Annotated in this window: 18 protein-coding genes and 2 pseudogenes; 16 read left to right on the plus strand and 4 right to left on the minus strand. The window is 38.8% G+C overall.

The window, feature by feature from the left end:
* Window positions 1-88 precede the first annotated feature (88 nt).
* The 12 genes from CVV54_04755 to CVV54_04810 all read left to right on the plus strand — a co-directional run bounded on the left by CVV54_04755 (window position 89) and on the right by CVV54_04810 (window position 13,371).
* Window positions 89-1,426, plus strand: a complete 1,338-nt coding sequence (locus tag CVV54_04755; GenBank protein PKL04783.1) for a hypothetical protein — start codon at window positions 89-91, stop codon at window positions 1,424-1,426.
* A 16-nt stretch (window positions 1,427-1,442) separates the two neighbouring features.
* A complete protein-coding gene (locus CVV54_04760) occupies window positions 1,443-2,882 on the plus strand; it encodes a hypothetical protein (protein ID PKL04784.1) in 1,440 nt (479 codons plus the stop codon).
* A gap of 86 nt (window positions 2,883-2,968) precedes the next feature.
* Window positions 2,969-3,934, plus strand: a complete 966-nt coding sequence (locus tag CVV54_04765; GenBank protein PKL04785.1) for an NAD-dependent dehydratase — start codon at window positions 2,969-2,971, stop codon at window positions 3,932-3,934.
* A gap of 11 nt (window positions 3,935-3,945) precedes the next feature.
* The gene (locus CVV54_04770) at window positions 3,946-5,046 is read left to right on the plus strand and encodes an aminotransferase DegT (protein PKL04786.1); all 1,101 of its coding nucleotides are present in this window, start codon (window positions 3,946-3,948) and stop codon (window positions 5,044-5,046) included.
* Window positions 4,956-6,056 carry a hypothetical protein gene (locus CVV54_04775; protein ID PKL04887.1) on the plus strand — a complete coding sequence of 367 codons (1,101 nt, stop codon included), beginning with the start codon at window positions 4,956-4,958 and terminating at the stop codon, window positions 6,054-6,056. The genes CVV54_04770 and CVV54_04775 overlap by 91 nt, the downstream gene beginning before the upstream one ends.
* A gap of 3 nt (window positions 6,057-6,059) precedes the next feature.
* Window positions 6,060-6,986, plus strand: coding sequence for a hypothetical protein (locus CVV54_04780; protein ID PKL04787.1), 927 nt, complete (start codon window positions 6,060-6,062; stop codon window positions 6,984-6,986).
* On the plus strand, window positions 6,947-7,750 hold the full coding sequence (locus tag CVV54_04785) for a CMP-N-acetylneuraminic acid synthetase (GenBank protein PKL04788.1): 804 nt from the start codon (window positions 6,947-6,949) through the stop codon (window positions 7,748-7,750). The genes CVV54_04780 and CVV54_04785 overlap by 40 nt, the downstream gene beginning before the upstream one ends.
* The gene (gene neuC / locus CVV54_04790) at window positions 7,747-8,868 is read left to right on the plus strand and encodes a UDP-N-acetylglucosamine 2-epimerase (hydrolyzing) (GenBank protein ID PKL04789.1); all 1,122 of its coding nucleotides are present in this window, start codon (window positions 7,747-7,749) and stop codon (window positions 8,866-8,868) included. Before CVV54_04785 ends, neuC begins: the two co-directional genes overlap by 4 nt.
* A complete protein-coding gene (neuB, locus tag CVV54_04795) occupies window positions 8,865-9,938 on the plus strand; it encodes an N-acetylneuraminate synthase (protein ID PKL04790.1) in 1,074 nt (357 codons plus the stop codon). The genes neuC and neuB overlap by 4 nt, the downstream gene beginning before the upstream one ends.
* Window positions 9,925-10,557 carry a sugar acetyltransferase gene (locus CVV54_04800; protein ID PKL04888.1) on the plus strand — a complete coding sequence of 211 codons (633 nt, stop codon included), beginning with the start codon at window positions 9,925-9,927 and terminating at the stop codon, window positions 10,555-10,557. Before neuB ends, CVV54_04800 begins: the two co-directional genes overlap by 14 nt.
* A 19-nt stretch (window positions 10,558-10,576) precedes the next feature.
* On the plus strand, window positions 10,577-11,629 hold the full coding sequence (locus tag CVV54_04805) for an alcohol dehydrogenase (protein PKL04791.1): 1,053 nt from the start codon (window positions 10,577-10,579) through the stop codon (window positions 11,627-11,629).
* Window positions 11,630-12,030: 401 nt separating this feature from the next.
* Complete coding sequence (locus tag CVV54_04810) at window positions 12,031-13,371, plus strand: hypothetical protein (protein PKL04792.1); 1,341 nt, start codon at window positions 12,031-12,033, stop codon at window positions 13,369-13,371.
* A gap of 220 nt (window positions 13,372-13,591) precedes the next feature.
* On the opposite strand, the pseudogene CVV54_04815 reads toward CVV54_04810, so the two are convergent.
* Window positions 13,592-13,739 (minus strand): annotated as a pseudogene (locus CVV54_04815) (transposase).
* Window positions 13,740-14,115: 376 nt separating this feature from the next.
* On the opposite strand from CVV54_04815, the gene CVV54_04820 reads away from it, so the two are divergent.
* Together CVV54_04820 and CVV54_04825 are read left to right on the plus strand one after the other, a co-directional pair.
* Window positions 14,116-15,669 (plus strand): transposase, encoded by a 1,554-nt coding sequence (locus tag CVV54_04820; GenBank protein PKL04793.1) that lies wholly within the window; start codon window positions 14,116-14,118, stop codon window positions 15,667-15,669.
* Entirely contained in the window at window positions 15,569-16,399 is an 831-nt protein-coding gene (locus CVV54_04825) for an AAA family ATPase (protein PKL04794.1), read from the plus strand. The genes CVV54_04820 and CVV54_04825 overlap by 101 nt, the downstream gene beginning before the upstream one ends.
* Here CVV54_04825 and CVV54_04830 read toward each other — a convergent pair.
* Both CVV54_04830 and CVV54_04835 read right to left on the minus strand, forming a co-directional pair.
* On the minus strand, window positions 16,365-18,053 hold the full coding sequence (locus CVV54_04830; protein ID PKL04795.1) for an IS66 family transposase: 1,689 nt from the start codon (window positions 18,051-18,053) through the stop codon (window positions 16,365-16,367). The two genes, CVV54_04825 and CVV54_04830, sit on opposite strands and share 35 nt — an antisense overlap.
* Window positions 18,054-18,122: 69 nt before the next feature.
* Window positions 18,123-18,476: an IS66 family insertion sequence hypothetical protein gene (locus CVV54_04835; GenBank protein ID PKL04796.1), complete on the minus strand. Its 354-nt coding sequence runs from the start codon at window positions 18,474-18,476 to the stop codon at window positions 18,123-18,125.
* 79 nt (window positions 18,477-18,555) lie between these two features.
* Between CVV54_04835 and CVV54_04840 the strand changes: the two are divergent.
* Window positions 18,556-18,816 (plus strand): annotated as a pseudogene (locus tag CVV54_04840) (AAA family ATPase).
* 168 nt (window positions 18,817-18,984) lie between these two features.
* Here the strand turns inward: CVV54_04840 and CVV54_04845 are convergent.
* Window positions 18,985-20,094, minus strand: a complete 1,110-nt coding sequence (locus tag CVV54_04845; protein PKL04797.1) for an N-acetyl sugar amidotransferase — start codon at window positions 20,092-20,094, stop codon at window positions 18,985-18,987.
* Window positions 20,095-20,467: 373 nt separating this feature from the next.
* Between CVV54_04845 and CVV54_04850 the strand changes: the two genes are divergently transcribed.
* Window positions 20,468-21,771 (plus strand): IS3 family transposase (locus CVV54_04850; GenBank protein ID PKL04798.1); only part of this gene is annotated, 1,304 nt, incomplete at its 3' end.

Consider the following 21,771-nt stretch of genomic DNA (forward strand, 5'->3'; position numbering starts at 1 on the left):
GATGTACAAAAAGTTGTTGATAGACCAATATTATTGCAAATTGCTTAATAAAATATAATTTTTTGTCTTTTTGAAAGAGAGGAAAATTATGCTAGATTATTTGTTTGTGTATGAACATAAAGTTAGAGAACTGGAATCAGTCTGTCTTTTGATTGCAGCGCTAGAATTAAAGGGGTATTCATGTGATGTTGTTGAAATACATGATTTATCTTTTAAAAATTTAAAATACAGGTTCCATAATAAACCAAGAGTCATTGTTGTTTTTGCTCTTTACAATGATATTGTTTTCAATGAGCTCGTCGTTGATATTGTTGGATATTGTAAAAAAGTTGTCAACTTACAGTGGGAGCAGATTATATCTGACAATGAAATTAAATTGACCTTTTATAATCCTAAGGGACTTGCTGCATTGGCAACACATGTATGCTGGGGACAAAACACCTTCCACAGGTTACACCAGAACGGAGTAAGAAATGCCATTATCACAGGACCACTACATTTAGATTTTTTGAGGAAAGAGTTTAAGGATTTTTATCTAACACGAGAAGAGTTATGTAAGAAGTACGATATTGATACTACTAAAAAAATATTGCTGTACATATCTTCATTTAATTTTGCATCAATGAAAGAAAAAGAAAAACTGGCAATTGAAAAATTGACAGGCGGAAGCTATGATGACATGGTTAGTTTATCTATAATGTCAAGAGAAAAAACATTAACGATATTCGAACAACTGCTTGAAAGTGATTATGGAAACGAAATTTGTATAATATATCGACCGCATCCGTGGGAAAATATTGATAATATTTTGATCGATATGAGCAAAAAGCATTTGAACTTTAAAGTAATAGATGATTGTTCAATAAAACAATGGATATTATCGGTCGATCATATCTTTACGTGGTATAGTACATCAATTGCAGAAATATATTTTGCGAATAAAAGTTGTTTTCTCTTCCGTCCCTGTCCAATTGATGAAGAAATTGACGTTACAATTTTAAAAGGAGCAAAATCAATTGCTACGTTGGATGAAGTATGCTCAGCAATAAGACAAAACGATGATGTAGAATTCCCCATTTCTTCCGAAGTAATAAATGAGTATTTTGATTTTTCTGTTGATAATCCGTCTTATAATAGAATACTAAGTTTGTTGATCAATATTTATCAAAACAAAGAGTATGATGTTGTATATAATAACAAAAAATCTTTTTATTTGTTGCAATTTTTAAAAAAAATAATAAAAATGTTTATTGTTAAGTATAAAATTAATTCTAAAACTTGGCCATTAAGTGCTATCTGTAATACAAGTGAATATTTAGATGATTTCTGGTTTAATTATGCAAAAGTGAAAACAGAGGTTGTTTCAATGGAAGAAATATCTTTAATAGTGTCTAAGTTAAAAAAAATAATTCAAAATAATATTTAATTATATATAATAAATTATGACTAAGGAAAATTATTTTTTTATAAACCTTATTAAATTTTCTGTACCAACTTTTTTTACTTTATTTGTTGGGATTGTTGCTATTCCTATACTTTCAAGAGTATATCCAACGGCTGAGTATGGTAAAATTAATTTATTTTATACTATAGGTAATGTAATATATATGGTGGCCTTAGTTGGTCTTGATTCAGCGTATATTAGATTTTTTTATGAGCCAAGAGAGAAGTATGATAAAAATGAAGTTTTTAAATTAGCCCTATCCTTAGGGGTGTTAATCAGTATATTTTTATTTTCATTTACATACGTAACATTTTTAGATGAGGTATTGTTATTTTTGTTTGGTGAAAAAAATATTATTGCATTTTTATTCCTTTTTATTTTTGTTGTTGGCCAGATTATTTTTAGAATGGAAACTATTACGTCAAGGATGAATCAAAATTCAAGGCTTTATTCTTTTGAACAAATATCCATGACATTTTTTACTCGAATATTTTTTGTTGTTGTCACAGTTTTTTCTACATACTATATGCCTTCAATTGCGTTTATCTCAATTTCTACTATATTTGTAAGTTGTTATTTTTTTATTGCAAATAATAGCTTTAATAATTTTAAAAAAATTTCATTTCCTAATTCAAAAATTACTTTAAATTTACTGGCTTATGCATTTCCATTGATGCCATCTTCTTTGCTTTTATGGCTTAACAATTCAGTTGCTAAGATAATACTGACTTCTTCCGGCGACTTCGATGCTTTAGGTATTTATGCAATGGCATCATCTATAGCTTTTGCTTTTGCTGCAATTCCTGGAGCATTTGGAACATATTGGTCTCCTTTTATATATGAAAATTATGAAAAAGAACAGACGATGATTAAAAATGTACATGATTATATTATGATTTTTTCTATTTTTATTTGTATCATGATAATTGTGTTTCAAGATTTTATTTTTATGATACTGGGTGTGAATTATAGATCTTCTCAGCCATATTTTATGATGTTACTGTTTTCGCCTTTAGCCACACTGATATCTGAGACGACGTCTTATGGTATTAGTATCGCTAAAAAAACTCACCTTACTTTATACATATCACTTGTTGCATGCTTATTAAATTTGGTTATATGTAAAATGTTGTTCTCCACACTAGGAGTTATTGGAGTTGCGTTGGGAGGAACAATCTCAGCAATTTTTCAATTATTCCTGCAGTCAATTATTGGACAAAAATTTTATAGAAGTATAAATAGTTATAGTAAATCTTTGTTTTTTTCTACTATTATATTTGTTTTGTGTTTTCTTAATATCTATCTTTCACGTTTTTTAGTCACTAGATATTTAGTTTGTTTGACGGTCTTTCTTTTAACAGCTTTTTCTTATTTGAAAGAATTAATAAAGTGTAAAGATAAAATAATAGATCTTTTCAGTATATTGCATAAAAAATAACTTTGTATTTTGATTAGAAATGTGCGAAAAATTCTTGACAGTAAAATATTTTAAATAATGTATTTTTGACAAAGGAGCAAATAGACATGAAAATACTTGTTACCGGAGCTGCTGGTTTTATTGGTTCACATCTGACAGAGAAATTACTTGACGAAGGACATGATGTCAGGGCATTTGTCCGTTACAATTCCCGTAATGAATGGGGATGGCTGGAAAACAACTATCACCCCAACCTGGAAGTTTACAGCGGAGATATAAGGGATTATGACTCGGTTCATACGGCAATGAAGGGTGTGGATGCTGTTTTTCACTTAGCAGCATTGATAGGTATTCCCTATTCTTATGTTTCACCTATGGCATATATAAAAACTAATGTGGAAGGCACATATAATATTTTACAGTCAGCAAGGGAGTTTGGGGTACGTGTTGTACACACTTCCACCAGTGAGATTTATGGAACTGCTCAGTACGTTCCAATAGACGAAAAACATCCGGTTAACCCACAGTCACCATATGCGGCCACAAAATCAGGAGCAGATCAGCTTGCACTGACATATCATCGTTCTTTTGATACTCCTGTTGTTGTTGTCAGACCTTTCAATACATACGGTCCGAGACAGTCAGCCAGAGCAATTATTCCCACAATAATTTCGCAGGCCTTATCAGGGGTAAATGAGATCAAACTTGGTAATCTTTCACCCACACGAGACTTGAATTTTGTCACTGATACTGCCAGTGGATTTATTAAGGTGGGAATGTCAGGCAAAGCCATTGGCAAGGTTATAAATTTAGGAACAGGCAAAGAGATCTCTATTGGTGATCTCGCTGGTAAGATTTTGTCTATAATTGGGTCGAATGCTACAATAAACTCCGAAGGACAGCGTCTTCGTCCGAAGAACAGTGAAGTAGAGAGGCTTTGTTCTAATGCGTTACTTGCGAAAGAGGTATCTGGCTGGGAACCTGAAGTATCTTTAGATGATGGGATAAAAATGACAATAGAGTGGATCAAATCCAACTTATGTACATTTAAACCAACCATATACAATGTGTGAGGAGATAAAAAATGAAAATTGAGTTGGACTCCCCTAACTTGGGTGAACTGGAAAAAAAATATCTATGTGAATGTGTTGATTCTTCCTTTGTTTCAACGATAGGACCTTTTGTCACAAAATTTGAGGAAGAATTTGCACAATATTTGGAAGTACCCCGCGCTGTGTCTGTTCAAAGTGGTACTTCAGCTTTGCATATTGCTTTAATAGAACTGGGGATCACCTCTGGAGATGAAGTTATACTTCCAGCCTTAACTTTTGTTGCGTCTGCAAATCCCGTGCGGTATGTTGGAGCCACTCCTGTTTTTGTTGACGTGGACCCAGTAACATGGGGTATTTTACCAGAAAAAATAGAAGAAGCTATAACTAATAAGACTAAGGCAATTATGCCGGTCCACCTGTATGGAAATCCGTGTGATATGGATTCTATTATTTCTATTGCAAAAAAGTATGACCTCTTTGTAATTGAGGATGCTACAGAAAGCCTGGGAGCAACATATAATGGACTATGCACAGGAACGATCGGCGATATCGGCTGTTATAGCTTTAACGGAAATAAAGTAATAACCACCGGTGGCGGAGGTATGGTCGTAGCAAAAGATGCACAAAGGGCTGAACACATCAAATTCCTTGTCAATCAGGCAAGAGATGTTTCAAAGGGCTTCTATCATACAGAAGTAGGTTATAACATGCGGATGACAAACCTTGAAGCGTCATTGGGACTGGCACAAATGGAAAGACTGCATACCTTTCTTGAAAAGAAGAGGAGCTTTAATAATATATACCGAAAAATTCTTGCTGATATACCATTTATAAAATTCCAGGAAGAAAATGCTTATGGGAAAAGCGCTTGGTGGCTCTCTTCTATAACAGTAGAGCATCCTCAAAAGGATATCCCGACTATTCAGGAAGAATTGAAAAGTAAAGGCATCCCGTCCAGGCGTTTGTTTGTCCCAATCAATAATTTCCCCCCTTACAATGATGCTAGCAATGATCTTTTATCAGTTTGTGAACACTTGTATAAATGTGGGCTAAACTTGCCGAGCTCCACTGTCAATGCAGAAAAAACAATACAATCTGTAGCAGAAGAGATAAAAAAAATATGCATATATTAATAGTTGGGCTAGGCTCTATGGGGAAAAGGCGCCTCAGAATTTTAAAAGAACACTTTCCTGAATTTTCTGTTTCAGCCGTGGAATCCAGAGAGGATCGGCGTGTAGAGATAAGTTCGGATTATTCAATTGTTGTCTACTCTAACATTATAGATGCATTTAATGACAAAAAATTCGATGCTGTTTTAATATGCACATCTCCTCTTTCCCATGGTGAGATAGCGTCTATGGCTATTAAAAATAAATGTCATGTATTCTGTGAACTTAATCTCGATAATTCCTGGTACAGAAACGTTGCAGACCTTGCAAGAGAAAATAAAAAACATGTATTTTTGTCTTCGACTATGCTTTATCATGATGATATAAACTGGATAAGCTCTCAAATCAAAGAAATAAATTCCCCATGTGCATACGAATATCATGTTGGACAGTATTTACCAGACTGGCATCCATGGGAAAAACCGGAAGACTACTTTATTTCCAACGTAAAAACAAATGGATGCCGTGAGCTATTAGCTATCGAGATGCCTTGGATTGACAGGGTCTTTAGCCCGATTGTCTCAATAAAATCATTCTCAGCAAAAGTCAACAAAGATTTAACCCTGGATTGGCCTGATATTCGCAGTATGATCATTTGTCACAAAAATGGAATAATCGGAACTTTAATTGTTGATGTCGTAAGCCGCATTCCCAGAAGAGATTTCAGAGTATGGGGAGAGTGGGGAGATATAGCTTGGGCAGGAAAAATCGGCTCCTTGCGCCAAAGTATTAAAGGAAACGAGTGGAAGTACATTGATTCGGCAACGGTTGATTCACCAAGTAAAAATAGAGCTGATCCGGAATATAAATATGCAAGTATTATCAATGAAAAACCTTACGTGAGCGAAGTTGCTGATTTTATAAGGCTGATCCAGGACAAACCACCAAATATAATAACTCATACGATCTATGATGACTTAAGGATCCTGGATAATATTAACAAAATTGAAGAGGCTTCTCTGGAAGGGATATAGATTATGAAAGTTTGCTTTTGGGGACTGGGCTCAATTGGTCAGCGTCATTTAAGAAACCTTAAAAAGGTATGCGAAGAACAAGACCTAAAGTTATCAGTTGATGCCTTTCGTTCATCAAAAACTCCTTTGTCTGAAGACATTGATAAACTTGTAGACAAAAGCATATATGTTGAGAAAGATCTTAAAGCTGAATACGATATTATCTTTGTTACTAATCCTACAGTCTGCCATTATGAGACGCTAAAAAATTACATTGTTAAAACCAGATCTGCATATATCGAGAAGCCGATATTTATCAACACTTCTCAAAAATGGTGGGATATTCCCTGGCGTCCAGAGGGTACCTATCATGTTGCATCTCCGCTTAGATGGCATCCTATAATCCAATACATTAAAAAATATCAAAAAAATTTATCAGCAATATCAGTAAGGATTATCTGTTCCAGTTATCTTCCTGATTGGCGAAAGGACTGCGACTATAGAAAAAATTACAGTGCAATTAAAAAAATGGGTGGCGGCGTAGCCTTAGATTTGATCCATGAGTGGGATTATTTGACCTATCTTTTTGGTTTCCCTCAAAAAATAGAATTTTTGAAAGGAAAATACTCATCTTTAGAAATTGACAGTGACGATCTTGCTATATATATTGCACAATACAAAGATATGTTGACAGAGATCCATCTTGATTATTTTGGCAGGGTCCCTAAGCGAAAGATTGAAATATATAGCAACGGCGGTCTCTTTGAGGGTGATTTTATCACGAATAAAATAACAAACTGTACAGGGGAAAGTTTTATCCTTAATAATACTGATATGTACCTTTGTGAGATGAGGGATTTTATTAAAAATTGCCTTGAAGGAACCAAGGGTGATAACACACCTGAGAATGCATGGAAAGAACTTGGATTGACCGAGGGGGTAGTATTGTGATCAAAATTTTATTTTCCATCTGCGGCAGAGGTGGCTCCAAAGGAGTAAAAAATAAAAATATACGTACATTTCTCAACGCCCCTTTGATCCATTACTCGCTGGTAGACGCATATCTTGCTTTCAATGATAAAAATAAGGACATTGAAAAACATATCATCGTTGACAGTGATTCTGATTTGATCTTAGAAACGGCAGCATCTTTTCTGCCTAATATTTACATTCATAAACGTGAAGCGCGATATGCCGGGGACAATGTTGCTAAAAAATTGGCTATTAGTGCTGCTTTGGATGACTTTGAGAAGAATGTCTGTCTTGTTGATTGTGTTATTGATTTGGACATAACATCTCCACTACGCACAGTGAAAGATATTGATAATATTTATGAGTTATATCAAAAAGGCAATAATGATATTGTTTTTTCTGTAGTGCCAGCCAGACGCAACCCATACTTTAACATGGTCGAGAGGTTGGACAGCCATACACAGCTTTGTAAAAAAGCAAATTTCGCATGTCGTCAAGATGCTCCTCCAGTATATGAAATGAACGCTTCGATATACGCGTATAAGCCAGAATGTCTTAGAAATTCAAAATCTATTTTTGAAAATCTTACAGACTGTGTTGAAATGAAAGATTATGGAGTTTTGGACATAGATAATGAGCATGATTTTGAATTGATGGAACTTGTTTATGCTCATATTGCAGAACGCGACGACGAATACTATTCTGTTAAAAGGCAAATGGCTCAGGGCGGATCATTGTCATGACTTATAAAATAGCCGTTGTCACAGGAACCAGAGCAGAATACGGACTTTTGTACTGGTTAATGAAAACCATGCAAAACGATTCAGAAATGGAACTGCAGCTGATCGTCACCGGGGCTCATTTAAGCCCGGAGTTTGGATCGACTGTGAATGATATTGAAAAAGACGGATTCAGGATTGACTGGAAAGTAGAGATGCTGCTCTCCTCTGATTCAAGTGTTGCCATAACAAAATCATTAGGACTATGTGTAATTGGTTTTGCCGATGCTTTTGATCACCTGAAACCGGATATGGTTATTTTGCTGGGGGACAGATATGAGATACTTGGAGCAGCAGAAGCAGCTATTATAGCAAGGATCCCAATAGCTCATTTACACGGCGGAGAAGTCACACTTGGTGCATATGATAATGCATTTCGCCACAGCATCACACAAATGAGCACATTGCATTTTGTCGCACGTAAGGAATATATGGATAGGGTCGTTAATATGGGTGCGGATCCTGACCGGGTCTTCCTCGTCGGACCAATGTGTCTTGACGCGATGATCAACATGGAATTGCCGGATAAAACAGAACTTGAAAATGACCTGGGAATTTCTTTAGATCATCCTCTCTATGTTGTTACCTACCACCCGGAAACCCTCTCTGACCAATCTTCAGAAAACCAGATCAACGAGCTTCTTTGTGCGCTGAATTCTTTTCCTGATGCAACAATGATCTTTTCCGGAGCCAACGCTGATACTGACGGACGAATAATAAATATAAAAATAGTTGAATTTTGTGAAGCTTTTCCTGAAAGAAGGGTTTTCAAGCTCTCTCTCGGCATGAAACGTTACTGGGGGCTGCTGAAAATCGCAGATGTGATGATAGGCAACTCTTCAAGTGGAATTATTGAAGCGCCCTTATTGGGTGTGAATGTTATTAATATTGGTGACAGGCAGAAAGACAGGATCAGCGACAGACTTGTTGTGAATTGCCCTTGTGAAAGAAATGCAATCGCATCTGAGATATCAAAATTGAAATCATCACCTTTAAAAGAATACAAAAATAGTTTCAACTATTCTGAGCCTTCAAAAAAGATCATTGCTGCAATTAACGATTTTTTTAGGAGGGGCAAATGATGCGGACTTATATAATTGCAGAGGCCGGCGTAAATCATAACGGGTCACTGGATATTGCACTGGAATTAGTTGACAAAGCCAAAGAGTCAGGTGCTGATGCGATCAAGTTCCAGACATTTACAGCTGAAAACCTGGTTAAAAAGAACACGCCTCAGGCAGATTATCAGAAAGCCAACATGAATTTAGAACAAAGCCAGTTTGAAATGCTGAAAAAATTAGAATTATCCAGAGATGATCACTTTAAGCTGTTCAGTTATTGTTCACAAAAAAAGATCGATTTTATCTCAAGCCCGTTTGATGAAGACAGTTTTGTTTTTCTTGCAGACTCGCTGAAGCTTAAACGGATCAAATTAGGCTCAGGAGAAATAACTAACGGGCCATTATTGATGAAGATTGCACAAAGAGGAATTGACCTTATATTATCTACCGGCATGAGCACCTTAGGGGATATTGAACTTGCGTTGGCATGTCTGGCTTTCGGATATCTCAGGATAGATACTCAGCCAACAATTGAGAATTTCCTAATGGCATATTCTAAGCCAGAAGCTCTTGAAATATTGAAAAAGAAGGTAGTCATGCTTCACTGTACGTCTGAATACCCTGCGCCGGTCAAAGATGTTAATCTAAGAGTCATACCTAAGCTTATCGACGCGTTTGGTATTCCTGTGGGTTATTCAGACCATACACAAAGCATTGTCATCCCATCAGCAGCGGTCGCGTTGGGCGCAGAAGTTATAGAAAAGCATTTTACCCTGGACAGAAAAATGAAAGGACCGGATCACAAAGCCTCCATTGAACCTAATGCGTTTAAAAATATGGTTGACAACATTAGAGATGTTGAAAACGCTCTTGGCGGGTCAAGAAAAATAGTAACATCAATGGAATGGAGCAATAGAAAATTAGTTCGAAAAGGTGTATATGCTAAGGGTAAAATAAAAACCGGGGAGACGATCACAGCGGATAAGATCATGGCAAAACGTCCTGCCGATGCTCATTCACCGATGCTATTCTGGACTTTTATCGATAAAAAAGCGGAGAAGGACTATGACCCAGATGATGCGATCAGATAGCTCCAGGCCATACATAATAATTGGCGGAGGCGGTCATGCCAAAGTACTGATAGACATGTTGCAGGAACTTGATGTTAATATTATTGGCTATACAGAGATAAACGAAATCCATGAAAAAATAATGGGAGTACCGTGTATAGGAAATGATGATGTAATATTTAAATATAAAGTTGAAGAAATATATCTCGTTAACGGACTTGGATCGACTGGAGACAATACATATCGTAAGATGATATTTGAAAAATATAGAGAGAAAGGATATCTTTTCCCTTCAGTTGTATCAATGGCAGCTTCTTTGTCAGGAAATATCACAGTAGGTTTTGGAGTTCAGATAATGCGTGGAGCACTGATCCAGCCCGGCGTTACCCTGGATGACAATACTATTGTGAATACCGGGGCAGTGATCGATCACGATTGTATCATTGGAAAACATGTTCATATAGCACCCGGAGTAACAATTTCCGGAGGCGTAACGATAAATGAAATGACTCACATTGGGACCGGTGCTAAAATAATACAGAGTATAAATATTGGCAGGGAAGCATTGGTTGCAGCAGGAGCTGTCGTTATAAATAATGTTTCTGAAAAAACTTGCGTTAAAGGTGTCCCGGCAAGGTAAGAACTAAGGATGGTTTGATATGAATAAAGATGAGTTGAAGAAATATACAGTTTCTATTAAAACAACAATATACGAGGCTCTGAATCTTGTTGATCAAAATTCTAGACAAATGGCTATTTTGGTTGATCAAGATCAATGTATTATTGGAGTAATTACTGACGGGGACATACGCAGGGCAATACTTAAAGGTATTCCACTGGACTCTCCAATTATCAACGTGGTAAACAGGAACCCTTTGATTGGTGGTAAAAATGAACCTAAAAAAGCGTTAATTTCGAGAATGCAGGATAGGTCTGTCTCATTTATCCCACTTGTAAATGATGAAAACAAGTTTGAAGATATTGTTTTTTTATCTGACCTCCTGAATATAAGCAGAAAAAACAATTCAATAATAATCATGGCCGGAGGGAAAGGAACAAGACTCGGCGAGCTTACTAAAAATTGTCCAAAACCCATGCTGAAAATTGGAAGTAAACCGATATTGGAGACGATAATCACTCATCTTTCTTTGTTTGGATTTCATGATTTTCACATATCAGTGAATTATCTGAAAGAACAAATAATGGATTATTTTGAAGACGGAGAGAAAATGGGAGTAAAAATCTCGTATTTGCATGAGAAAAAACCATTAGGGACTGCAGGGGCGTTGGCTAACTTTGAGCCGCAGAATTCTGAACCTGTCGTAGTTATGAATGGCGATATATATACGGACATGGATTTTTCTGCTCTCATCGATATTCATAAATCAAATAATGCTGCAGCAACTGTTTGTTTGCGAAAGTATGATTGCCAGATCCCATACGGAGTTGTCAGGACCAATAACAGACAAATCACAACCATAGAAGAAAAACCCGTTCTGTCGTATTTTGTAAACGCTGGAATATATACTTTCGATTCAATGATCCTGAAAATGATTCCTAAAAATACATATTACCCAATGACAAAATTTCTGGATAAATTGTTAAAAAATGGCAACCCTGTCTATAGCCATGAAATTGAAGGAATATGGATTGATATAGGAAGGCATGACGATTTTAAAAATGCATCACAGATAGCAACGATGGGAATTTAGAGGTAACTAGTTAATACAACGCGTGTTTTTTGAAAATAGCTCAATAACTTAACAGTACTTGAAAATTTGCTCTCTTTCGATGTAATAAAGGGGATGAGTAAAAAACATTTTTTCTGAATACAGCAGATCTTGATAAAAAAACTCGTAATCTGATAAAGCTAAGTGGAATATTACCTGGACAAATTGATACATGTGATTGATATATATAAGATTAGACACATATAAAACCAACAAGCATATAAGTAAGATTTAAATTAGAATATAATTAAAATAAATTATTTATAAAAGTTATAATCGGACCACAATTTAACTAAAAGTTAGCTATTAATGTAAATGTATAAATTTAATGTATATTTAATCTAAATACATAAAATACAAACGAAAGCTTATAAGGTAATTAAATGATAACTAAAGGTTGTAGTAAAATAAAACCAGATGAAACTATTTATGCAAATCACAGAAAAACGTGGACAAGGATGCTTCCTTATGCGGTGTCTTCTGTGATGTTGTTACATGTGCCTTTGCAAATCTTACTATTTAATAATATACATATTTATATTATCACTTTAGCTTTATTTTTTTTACTGATTAAAAATGTTTTTGAAGGGTTCAAAGTTAAGTGTGGGATGCTGTTTGCTTTAGTGCTTATTCTTTTAAGCTGGATAGTAATGTCAGGTTTTATGCTTCCTTCTATTCTAATTCCAGTTATAGGGGCAATAGATTATTTAATGCCAATTTTGTTTTGGTCATTTTATTTTAGTAGATTTAAAAATCTTTTTTCAATTCTAGAATTTTGCCGTTTTTTGATAATCTTTGGTGTATTTATGGCTTTAGTGGGTATATATCAAAGATTTATTGACCCCACTCTTTTCGGAATTCTAACTATAATTAATCCATATTATTCAAAATCAACACTTGAGCATGTTTCAGTCTTTCGTATTAGCTCATTTTTTTCTTCAACTCAAACGTTTTCTTTATACCTTGGTATATGTGTAGCACTTATATTGGAACTTTGGAATAATATTGATTTTGGATTATTATTGCAATTGTCTTTTTTAGCAGTTCTAACTTTAGGTGGCTTACTAGCGGGAGGTAAAGTTTTTATTATGTTAAGTGGAATGTCTTTAATATTTTTAAGTATTAGAAAAATTAAAAAAAATGAATTTAGAATAAAGAAAAGATTTTTAATTACGATTTTGTTTTTTGTTATAGTGATTTTTATTACTTTTATTTTGTTTCCAGAGTTTGTAATAAATATTAAAGAAGCGATTAAGACTACCACATATAGAATTTTTTTATTTCTTTTTGATCAGAATACATTCTATAATCAAGAATCAATTCGGATAAAAGCTATGAAACAAATCTTTGCTTCAGATTGGCAAAATATTATTTTTGGTCATGGGTTAGGTACAGCTTCGTATTCAGCATTTAATACTTTAAGTAATAAATACTTTTTCACGCGTTTTACTTCTGAAAGTTATATTCTTTCTTGGTGGTATGAAATGGGAATATGTGGAATTATTACTTTTATGATATTTTTTTGTGAAATAATATCACGGGCTTTTAAAAAAAGAGCAATGACTGCAATAACAACTTTGTGCTTGATTATAAGTATGTTTTTTGTTCCTACATTCTATAGTGTCAGCATGTTTCCTGCTTGGGGAATATTAATATTTCATTATTATAATTTTGACGATGCTTCCTTGAAGAAAATATTATTTAAGAATTTAGTATCAAATTAAGTTTAGAATTTAAGCTAGCTTCAAATTTAGTTCGCAATTTCATTAAACTCCATGCGAAACAAGGCGATATAAAACCACTTGCGCGTAGGTTTAGAGCCATCCTGCGTGCTACAAAGAGCCGGCTTCCTGAAACTCCTGTAAGATGATGCATATGCCGCATCAAATTGAACACTTTGACCGCGTGAGTTGAACACCCGGGGGTGCGGACATTTTCTTGGACCTAAGCTACTAAACCAAGACTACGTCTATATTCCAATGGACTCATTCCCCCGAGCGACGTTTTGGAACCCTTCACAAGCGGCGTTGTCTGGCGAGCAGCCTTTCTTGGACATAGAGCGTGTTAAACATGCTTTTTTCATTCGTTCTAGCGTAAACGTCAGTAAGCGTCAAATATCCCGGACCTAGATATAACCCAAGGACCGGGATATTATTTTTTTGTACAAAAGACAAGCGGCATGACAGGGTCTCAATCGTTACTCTCTTAGAGGGGCCGTTTTTATGTTCCGGGTGGAAGGCGTAGGCTGTCGGGCAAATCTTTGCTCCATGGCAGCAGCGTATGATAGTTTTCTTTTGGAATGTTGGGCATGCGAAACACGGCGAGATAGAGCCACCGGCGCGGAGGTTTAGAGCCAGTCGCGCGCTCTAATAGAGCCAGCCTACGCGCTGCATAGAGCCACCTTCCTAAAACTCCTGTAAGATGAAAATACTGCTGCATAGCAGAATTTATCTACAGGAGGTAGAAATATGACTGATTATTTGACAATAGTCAGGGCTGTATATGGCGGACTAAGTCAGCGCCAGGCAGCCACCACGTATCATGTGTCAAGAAATACTGTTTCACTGCTCATCCGGCATGCCAATAACCAAGGATGGCTTACTGTTGAGGACCTCAGCAGAGCTGACGCCACAGCTTTTTCCCCTGCTTTGCTGAAGCCCGTTGACTCTGTCAAGGACACAACGTTCAGGATGCCGGATTTCGAACATGTCCATGCAGAACTGGCCAAACCCCACGTAACGTTGAAATTGCTCTGGGAAGAGTACGTAGAAAGTTGCCGTATCGGCGAAGAGCGATTTTACATGGAGACTCAATTTCGGCGTTATTATCACAAATTTGCGAGGATCCATAAGGCAACTATCCGGCTGGAACACAAACCGGCCTTGTCAATGGAAGTTGACTGGGCCGGTACAAAAATAGCTTTTTTCGACCCTGAAAGCGGAAAGATGGCTGAAGCTTCTTTGTTTGTATCGGTCCTTCCCTGTAGTCAGCTAATTTATGCGGAACCTTTCCGGGACGAGAAGCTCCACTCATGGATAGCGGGACACGTTAATGCCTTTAAGTATTTTGAAGGTGTTCCGAAAACACTTATACCGGATAACCTTAAATCAAGCGTTAAACGCCCAAATTTCTATGAGCCGGAGTTAAATAAAACCTATCTGGAGATGTCCGGTCATTACGGAAGTGTTGTATTGCCCGCCAGAGTCCGTAAACCCAAGGATAAATCGTCAGTCGAAAACAGTGTGCTCATAGCATCAAGGAAGATCCTGGCCAAACTGCGCAACGTCCAGATCTTATCATTTGCAGATCTGCAAAGTCTTATCCGTTCTGCTCTGAAACAGGTGAATGAAGCTCCGTTGACCGGGAAAAGCGGAAGCCGTTGGTCCACTTATCTTGCCGAAGAAAAGGAATACATGCTCCCGCTTCCCGAATTCCCTTATGAAATGGCTCAATGGGGAAAGGCCAAAGTCCAGCCAAATTGCCACATTGCCTTCCAACGCAAGTTCTACTCTGTCCCGTTTGAGTATTTGGGAGAAGAGGCAGATGTGCGCGCAACGCAGTTTACCGTAGAAATATTCTATCATCATCAGCGGATCGCGTCTCACAAAAGACTGTGGGGAAAAGCCGACTACTCAACCATACAGGAACATATGCCACCGGATAAACTTTTCTTTTCAGACTGGAACCGGTCCCGCTTCCTTTCATGGGCGGAGAAGACAGGGGATGCTGCCAGAAAGGTCGTTGAGGCGATTCTGGATCGTGCAGTCATTGAGCAGCAGGCTTATCGTTCCTGTTTCGGTCTCCTGAACCTGCAAAACAAATACGGACCCCAAAGGCTTGAACGTGCCTGCTGCCTTATTCTTACGAGGACTCTTTCCCCTACATACCAACAGATCAAAAATATCCTCGAGAAAAATATGGATGCTGCAGAACAACCAGGTACAAAGCGTAAAGAACATCCATCGGTTAAAAGGGGATTCCAGCGAGGAGCAACTTACTTCGGAGGCGATGCAAATGATTAGCCAGGAGACCCTTAACAAGCTTAAGCTAATGAAGCTTACAGGTATGGCGGAATCCCTTCACCAGCAAGAAACAGATCCCTCCTATCAGGAGATGAACTTCCAGGAGAGGATGGGGCTTCTGGTGGACTGGGAGTTCAGCAGACGCCAGCATACCCGGCTGCAGAGGCTTATTCATTCAGCCCAATTCCAGAACAGTACCGCCTGTGTGGAAAGCATTTGTTATGAGGATGACAGAAAGCTTGACCGCCAGCTCATCTTGGAACTGGCTTCCTGCAACTATATCCCACATGCCCGAAATATTATCATCATAGGTCCCACCGGAGCAGGAAAGTCTTATCTTGCTCAGGCGCTGGGACAATCCGCCTGCAGACGCCTTCTGCCCACTCGATACATACAATTGTCGGATTTGCTGGATGAACTAAAAATGGCAAGAGAAAAAAGCATGGAGACGTTCTATCGGGTGCGTAAGGCATTCACTAAGGTGCGTGTGCTGATAATCGACGAATGGCTATTGTTCCCCATCACCGAAGAAGATGCTCAGCTGCTGCTTTGGATCATTGACCGGCGTCACAGCCACCAGTCAACGATCATAGCATCCCAGTATGAACCTGCAGAATGGCTTGACCAGATACCCATACCAGTAGCTGCTGAGGCAATTACAGACAGACTTGCTGCTCAAGCGTACAAAATTATCATCAGAGGCAATACTTCCAAACGTTTAGTTGGTTAAATACAAAGAGCCGCCTTCTCCTCAACTCAGGTGGCTCTTTATATTTGTGTTTGCTTCGATGGCTCTCGGCCCCGCGCCGCTGGCTCTGATCTCCGCGCGCCAATGGCTCTCTGTACTGCGATCCGGTGGCTCTAAAAAAACGCGTTTCGCAGGGCATCGTCTCAAAGATGTATTTGAGGTATTCAAAGGGTTTGAGCCGGTTTTCCTTCGCTGTCTCAATTATGGAGTAGATTATTGAGCTGGCCTTTGCTCCTTTTGGAGTACAGCAGAAAAGCCAGTTCTTTCTGCCTATGACAAAAGGCTTTATACTGCGCTCCGCTCTGTTGTTGGAGACCTCCAGTCTTCCGTCAAGATAGAAGGTTTCAAGGTATGGCCTCTGTTCCAATGCGTAGTGCAGGGCTTTGCCAAGTGCGGATTTCGGCAGCGCACAGACAGAGGAAGCCCATGTAAAGAATGCTTCTGAGACAGGCTTGCTTTGTTCGGTTCGCTTTATATGACGCTCTTCAGGAGTGAGATGTTCATATTCCCGTTCCAGTTCGAATAGTCTGCTGCAGAAATCAAGTCCTTTCTGAGAGACGCTGTTTGTCTTTTCTTCAGGAGGGGCGGCCTCCACCGCTTCGTGGAATTTTCTTCTCGCATGGGCCCAGCAGCCGCAGAGACGGATGTCTTTCTGCAGCGTCTTGTAGCCCGAATAGCCGTCTGTATGGAGGTATCCTTTGAAGTCTTCAAGAAATCTTTTAGGATGGGCGCTCGATCTGGTCTCCCGGTATTCATAAAGGACCGCAGGTGTTTCTGTATATCTTCCGGTGCGGTAGAGCCACATGAATGATTCCCTGCCCGGAGATCTGCCCGGTTCCTTTAATACCTGTACCACAGTCTCATCGGCATGAAGTATTTCTTCTTTAAGCAGACTCTCTCTCATCTGTTCGTACAAAGGTTCAAGCCAGTCCGAAGATGCACGAATGAGCCAGTTTGCCATGGTCTGGCGGCTAAGAATGAAGCCGTCATTAAGGAACGACATCTCCTGACGGTAAAGCGGAACACCGTTCATGTATTTCTGTACCATGATGTGGGCAATGGAGGAAGCCGATGCAGCGCTGCCTTTTATTACAGCTTCCGGCATCGGAGCCTTTATGACCGGAACTTTTATGTTCTCACGTTCACAGCGGCGGCAGGAGTATACTTCCCGTTCGTGCTCAACAACCTTCACCTGCGCCGGGATTATCGTAAGTTCGCGTCTCTTCTCATGTCCCATGATGTGCATAGTGTCTCCGCATTCAGGACATATACGATCCTCTTCCGGGATTGAGTGCAGTACCTTCTCTACAGGGAGTGAATCGAAATTCTCCTCGCCCGTACCTGTGCAGCTGCGCCTGTGTCTGGTATAAGTTATCTCTTCAACAGACGGTTCAGGTTTCTTTAGTTGGGCTTCATTTTCCGTCTCATCGAAGACAATTAGTATCTGCCGCGAGTCAGCATCTGTCTTTTCGCTCGACTGACCAAACTGGCGGTGCTGGTTCAGACGGAAACACTCTTCATAGTACGCAACAAGTTTTGCAAGCTCAGAGTTCTTATCCTCGAGCTCACGGCGTTTCGCCTCAGATTCCTCGTATTTATTCTTCATTTCTTCCAGTTCAAATATGACATTTTTCATAGTGAGATTATACAGAAAAAAACAGCATAAATCCAGTCATATAAAGGGTTCACAATTCAGACTATTACGTTATACTGATAGTCCGTTAAACACCTCATCCATTGCAAGCCTGCGGCGAAGTTTCGTTCCCGCAAGCAGGCAGGAAAACTCATCCCCGCTCAGAACTATCTTCTTCACCGTACCCTCTTTAGGCCATGGGAAGGTTCCCTTCTCAAGACGTTTCTGATATAGCCAAAAACCATCATTATCCCACTCCAGGATCTTTACCCTATTATGGCTGCGGTTGCAGAAGATAAACATTGCAGAATCAAATGAGTCGCAGATATTCTGAAGGTTCACAATGGCGGCAAGGCCGTCTATTCCTTTGCGCATATCCGTAGAGCCGCATATGAGATAAATCTGCTTGCCACGGTGATCGAACATAAAAAGTCCCCCTGACTGTTACGTTACTGGGGGACTTTAGACGTTTGATATTATTTTAGGTAGGTACGGATGGTTTGACGCTTACCTTATTCTGGACGAATGGCTGCTCTTCTCTTTAAAGGAGAACGAGGCCCGTGATCTGCTTGAAATAGTTGAAGCGCGCCATAAAAGGGCGTCCACGATGTTTTGTTCCCAGTTCGACGTTGCCGGCTGGCATCTTAAAATAGGCGAACCCACTTTGGCTGACGCCATATGCGACCGGATCGTACATGATTCATATACGATAATGATCGAAGGCGAATCCATGAGGAAGAAGAATGGGGTAAAGACCAAAAAGTAAAAATCATGGCCCGGAGGACGGTTCCCTCCGGGCACTTCTAACCTGTTCAGTTGATGCGGCAATGGTGTTCAGTTTGAAGCGGTCAGGGTGTTCAATCTGAAACGGTCAAGGTGTTTATTTTGAGCGGAATATGCAAACAATTAGGATTACTAGTATTATGGTATTAGGTTAACCCCATACAGGTTCTTTTAGGACCCACCTGCCGAAGGGATCTTTTTGGAAGATTTCTCTATTATAAAATTTATCCACAATAGCCCAGAATTCCCTTTCTGAATAACCGCAAAATTCACAGAAATCTCTAACTGCAAATGGGTCAAGTGCATGGTCATGATTTTTAACAGCTTCGAGAGCTTCTTTCCTCGTCATCAGCCCATATCTGATAAAGCGTGATGAATAATCTGTCGCAGCCTGATGTCCAAATTTGGGATATTTTAACCAGTAATGTACCGTGTACGCTCTTGAGTCTACCTGGTCAAAGTTTTCTACGTTATGTGTTCTTGACCATTCATGTGTTAAATCATGAAATCCGACAGATTTTGCAAATGTGTAATTTAAGTAACTATTCCATGGAACAAAATAGCTTAAATATATAGGATCAATTTTGCTCATTTCCATTTGGGTTGGCGGCTGACATAGTGTTAGGTCTTTTAACGTAACGGAGGGGCTTAATAACTCATTAGTATCAATATCTGAAGCGACTCCATTAAAAATTTGTTCTTTAGCAGAAGGAGTTTCTATCGCTCCAGATCCTCCATATTCGTAACTAATATTCTCACCATATACTAAAAGCGGAATGTTGAATTTTATTGCCATATGTAAAGGATATGTGTATATTAATCTGTCAATGTACCATGTCGGTTTACCATAATTCTCGAAAGTTTTTCTCATTATACTTTTTTGAGCTTTGATATTTGGCTTCAGGGAAATGATCTCACATCCGAATGTTTCTGAAATGTTGCGAATATTATGCTTGCCGGCCTCTGTCATTGGAAAGTTGTCTTCCACTGAAACCAACAAGGGGGTCATTCCGAGAACCTCTTTCATAATGTGGACTTGGAAGTGACTGTCTTTCCCTCCACTTACAGCAATGATACAGTCATATCCGAATTTACTCTTGTTTCTATATTTATCGCAAAGTTTTTTTAATTCTTCAAAGCGCTGATCCCAATCTGTTAACTGTTTTTTCTCGTGTGCTCTGCATGCACAACAAACTCCTTCTTCATCAAAAGTAATTCCGGGACGTGTATCAGGCATTACACATTTTTTACAATACCTCATTTTATTCCTTCCTTCCTTTTTTAGATATAATTAATAGCTTGTATGATTTATTTGACGATTATAACACTAGAATATTTATTGCAAAATCAGTCTTATAAAGATGGCCCGTACTAGAATCACCTTTCTTTGCTTTATAAATTATAAATCGGAGAGAACAATAAATCAGAGAAAAGCTGATATAATGCCAAAATATTGAGGCAGGAATTCGACGAAGGGTTCAAAAAGAAAGCAATCCGATTAAGTTTCCTCACAAACCGCGACTGGGTTTGTCGCAATTTCACTGCAACGCTTAGCGTTGTGAATTCTCCAACGGATCTAGTCTCTGCAAGCCTTTACGATCGTTTAACCGCTATTACAACGGCAAAAAACAGGCATGCTTTACAATTGGTATAATGAATACCTCAGAACAGGTGGTTTGCACAGTGCCGAACAGCTCAAGCATACCAAGTATAGTAAAAAGCAGCGACAAGAAGCTGTTGAATATTATCTTGAGCATGGGCGAAGCATTTCACGCACAATTACGGCCTTAGGTTTTCCTGGAAGGACTGTTTTACGAGATTGGTTGCACAAAGATTTACCGTTAGATAAGCATCGCTCGCATTGTAAAACAAATGGCTACTTGGTAAGATTTACTCCAGAGCAGAAAGAACAAGCAGTGATCGATTACTGTGCTGGGAACAAGACACCAACAGAAATCGCAAAATCGTATGGTGTAAACCCTAACACTATTTGTGGCTGGAAGAAGAAGCTGCTTAGCAAAGGGTGTGCTGCCATGGCAAAGGAGAAGCCGACTAAGGCTATCAGTGACGAAAAAAGTATAGATGACCTGCACGCAGAGAAAGTGGGCCTAGAGCGCAAAGTAAAGGATTTGGAGAGAGATATTTACCGCCTCCAACTGGAACGCGATATATTGAAGAAGGCCGGCGAAATCATAAAAAAAGATCGGGGCATCAGTCTTGAAACATTAACGAATCAAGAAAAAGCCGTATTGATTGATGCCCTACGTGACAAATATCGGCTGAAAGTATTGATCACGGCTCTTCGTATAGCAAAGAGCAGCTACTGTTATCAGGCAAAATTATTACGTGGGCCAAACAAGTATGAGGAGCTACGTTCCGAAATAAGAACTATACCCTATAAGGTCAATGCGCGTTATGGATATCGGCGGATTTATATTGTCTTGAAAAAAAACGGTAATCCTGTGTCTGAAAAAGTCATTCGCCGGATAATGAAAGAGGAGCATATTGTTGTTCCTTACATGAAGAAAAAGAAGTACAGCTCCTATGTGGGCGAAATCAGTCCGGAAGTTGAAAATATCGTTAATAGAGATTTTCATGCTGCGAAGCCAAATACAAAGTGGCTGACCGACCTCACTGAATTCCATCTTCCAACAGGCAAAGTGTATTTATCCTCTTTGATTGATTGTTTCGATGGGTTAGCCGTAGCTTGGACAATAGGCACCTCGCCTGATGCTAATCTTACTAACACAATGCTGGACGGGGCAATCCGGACGCTGAAGAAGGATGAGCAGCCGATTGTTCACTCGGATAGAGGAGGTCATTACCGATGGCCGGGATGGCTAGAACGAATGAAAAAAGCATGTTTAACACGCTCTATGTCCAAGAAAGGCTGCTCGCCAGACAACGCCGCTTGTGAAGGGTTCTTTGGCCGGTTAAA

This window comes from Synergistetes bacterium HGW-Synergistetes-1 (assembly GCA_002839185.1).
Taxonomy (GTDB): Bacteria; Synergistota; Synergistia; order Synergistales; family Synergistaceae; genus Caenicola.

Bases quoted from the DNA above. Each gene is read 5' to 3' on its own strand.
- CVV54_04755 (PKL04783.1), top strand. From the start codon at position 89: ATGCTAGATTATTTGTTTGTGTATGAACATAAAGTTAGAGAACTGGAA.
- CVV54_04760 (PKL04784.1), top strand. From the start codon at position 1,443: ATGACTAAGGAAAATTATTTTTTTATAAACCTTATTAAATTTTCTGTA.
- CVV54_04765 (PKL04785.1), top strand. From the start codon at position 2,969: ATGAAAATACTTGTTACCGGAGCTGCTGGTTTTATTGGTTCACATCTG.
- CVV54_04770 (PKL04786.1), top strand. From the start codon at position 3,946: ATGAAAATTGAGTTGGACTCCCCTAACTTGGGTGAACTGGAAAAAAAA.
- CVV54_04775 (PKL04887.1), top strand. From the start codon at position 4,956: ATGTGGGCTAAACTTGCCGAGCTCCACTGTCAATGCAGAAAAAACAAT.
- CVV54_04780 (PKL04787.1), top strand. From the start codon at position 6,060: ATGAAAGTTTGCTTTTGGGGACTGGGCTCAATTGGTCAGCGTCATTTA.
- CVV54_04785 (PKL04788.1), top strand. From the start codon at position 6,947: ATGGAAAGAACTTGGATTGACCGAGGGGGTAGTATTGTGATCAAAATT.
- neuC (PKL04789.1), top strand. From the start codon at position 7,747: ATGACTTATAAAATAGCCGTTGTCACAGGAACCAGAGCAGAATACGGA.
- neuB (PKL04790.1), top strand. From the start codon at position 8,865: ATGATGCGGACTTATATAATTGCAGAGGCCGGCGTAAATCATAACGGG.
- CVV54_04800 (PKL04888.1), top strand. From the start codon at position 9,925: ATGCGATCAGATAGCTCCAGGCCATACATAATAATTGGCGGAGGCGGT.
- CVV54_04805 (PKL04791.1), top strand. From the start codon at position 10,577: ATGAATAAAGATGAGTTGAAGAAATATACAGTTTCTATTAAAACAACA.
- CVV54_04810 (PKL04792.1), top strand. From the start codon at position 12,031: ATGATAACTAAAGGTTGTAGTAAAATAAAACCAGATGAAACTATTTAT.
- CVV54_04820 (PKL04793.1), top strand. From the start codon at position 14,116: ATGACTGATTATTTGACAATAGTCAGGGCTGTATATGGCGGACTAAGT.
- CVV54_04825 (PKL04794.1), top strand. From the start codon at position 15,569: ATGCTGCAGAACAACCAGGTACAAAGCGTAAAGAACATCCATCGGTTA.
- CVV54_04830 (PKL04795.1), bottom strand. From the start codon at position 18,053: ATGAAAAATGTCATATTTGAACTGGAAGAAATGAAGAATAAATACGAG.
- CVV54_04835 (PKL04796.1), bottom strand. From the start codon at position 18,476: ATGTTCGATCACCGTGGCAAGCAGATTTATCTCATATGCGGCTCTACG.
- CVV54_04845 (PKL04797.1), bottom strand. From the start codon at position 20,094: ATGAGGTATTGTAAAAAATGTGTAATGCCTGATACACGTCCCGGAATT.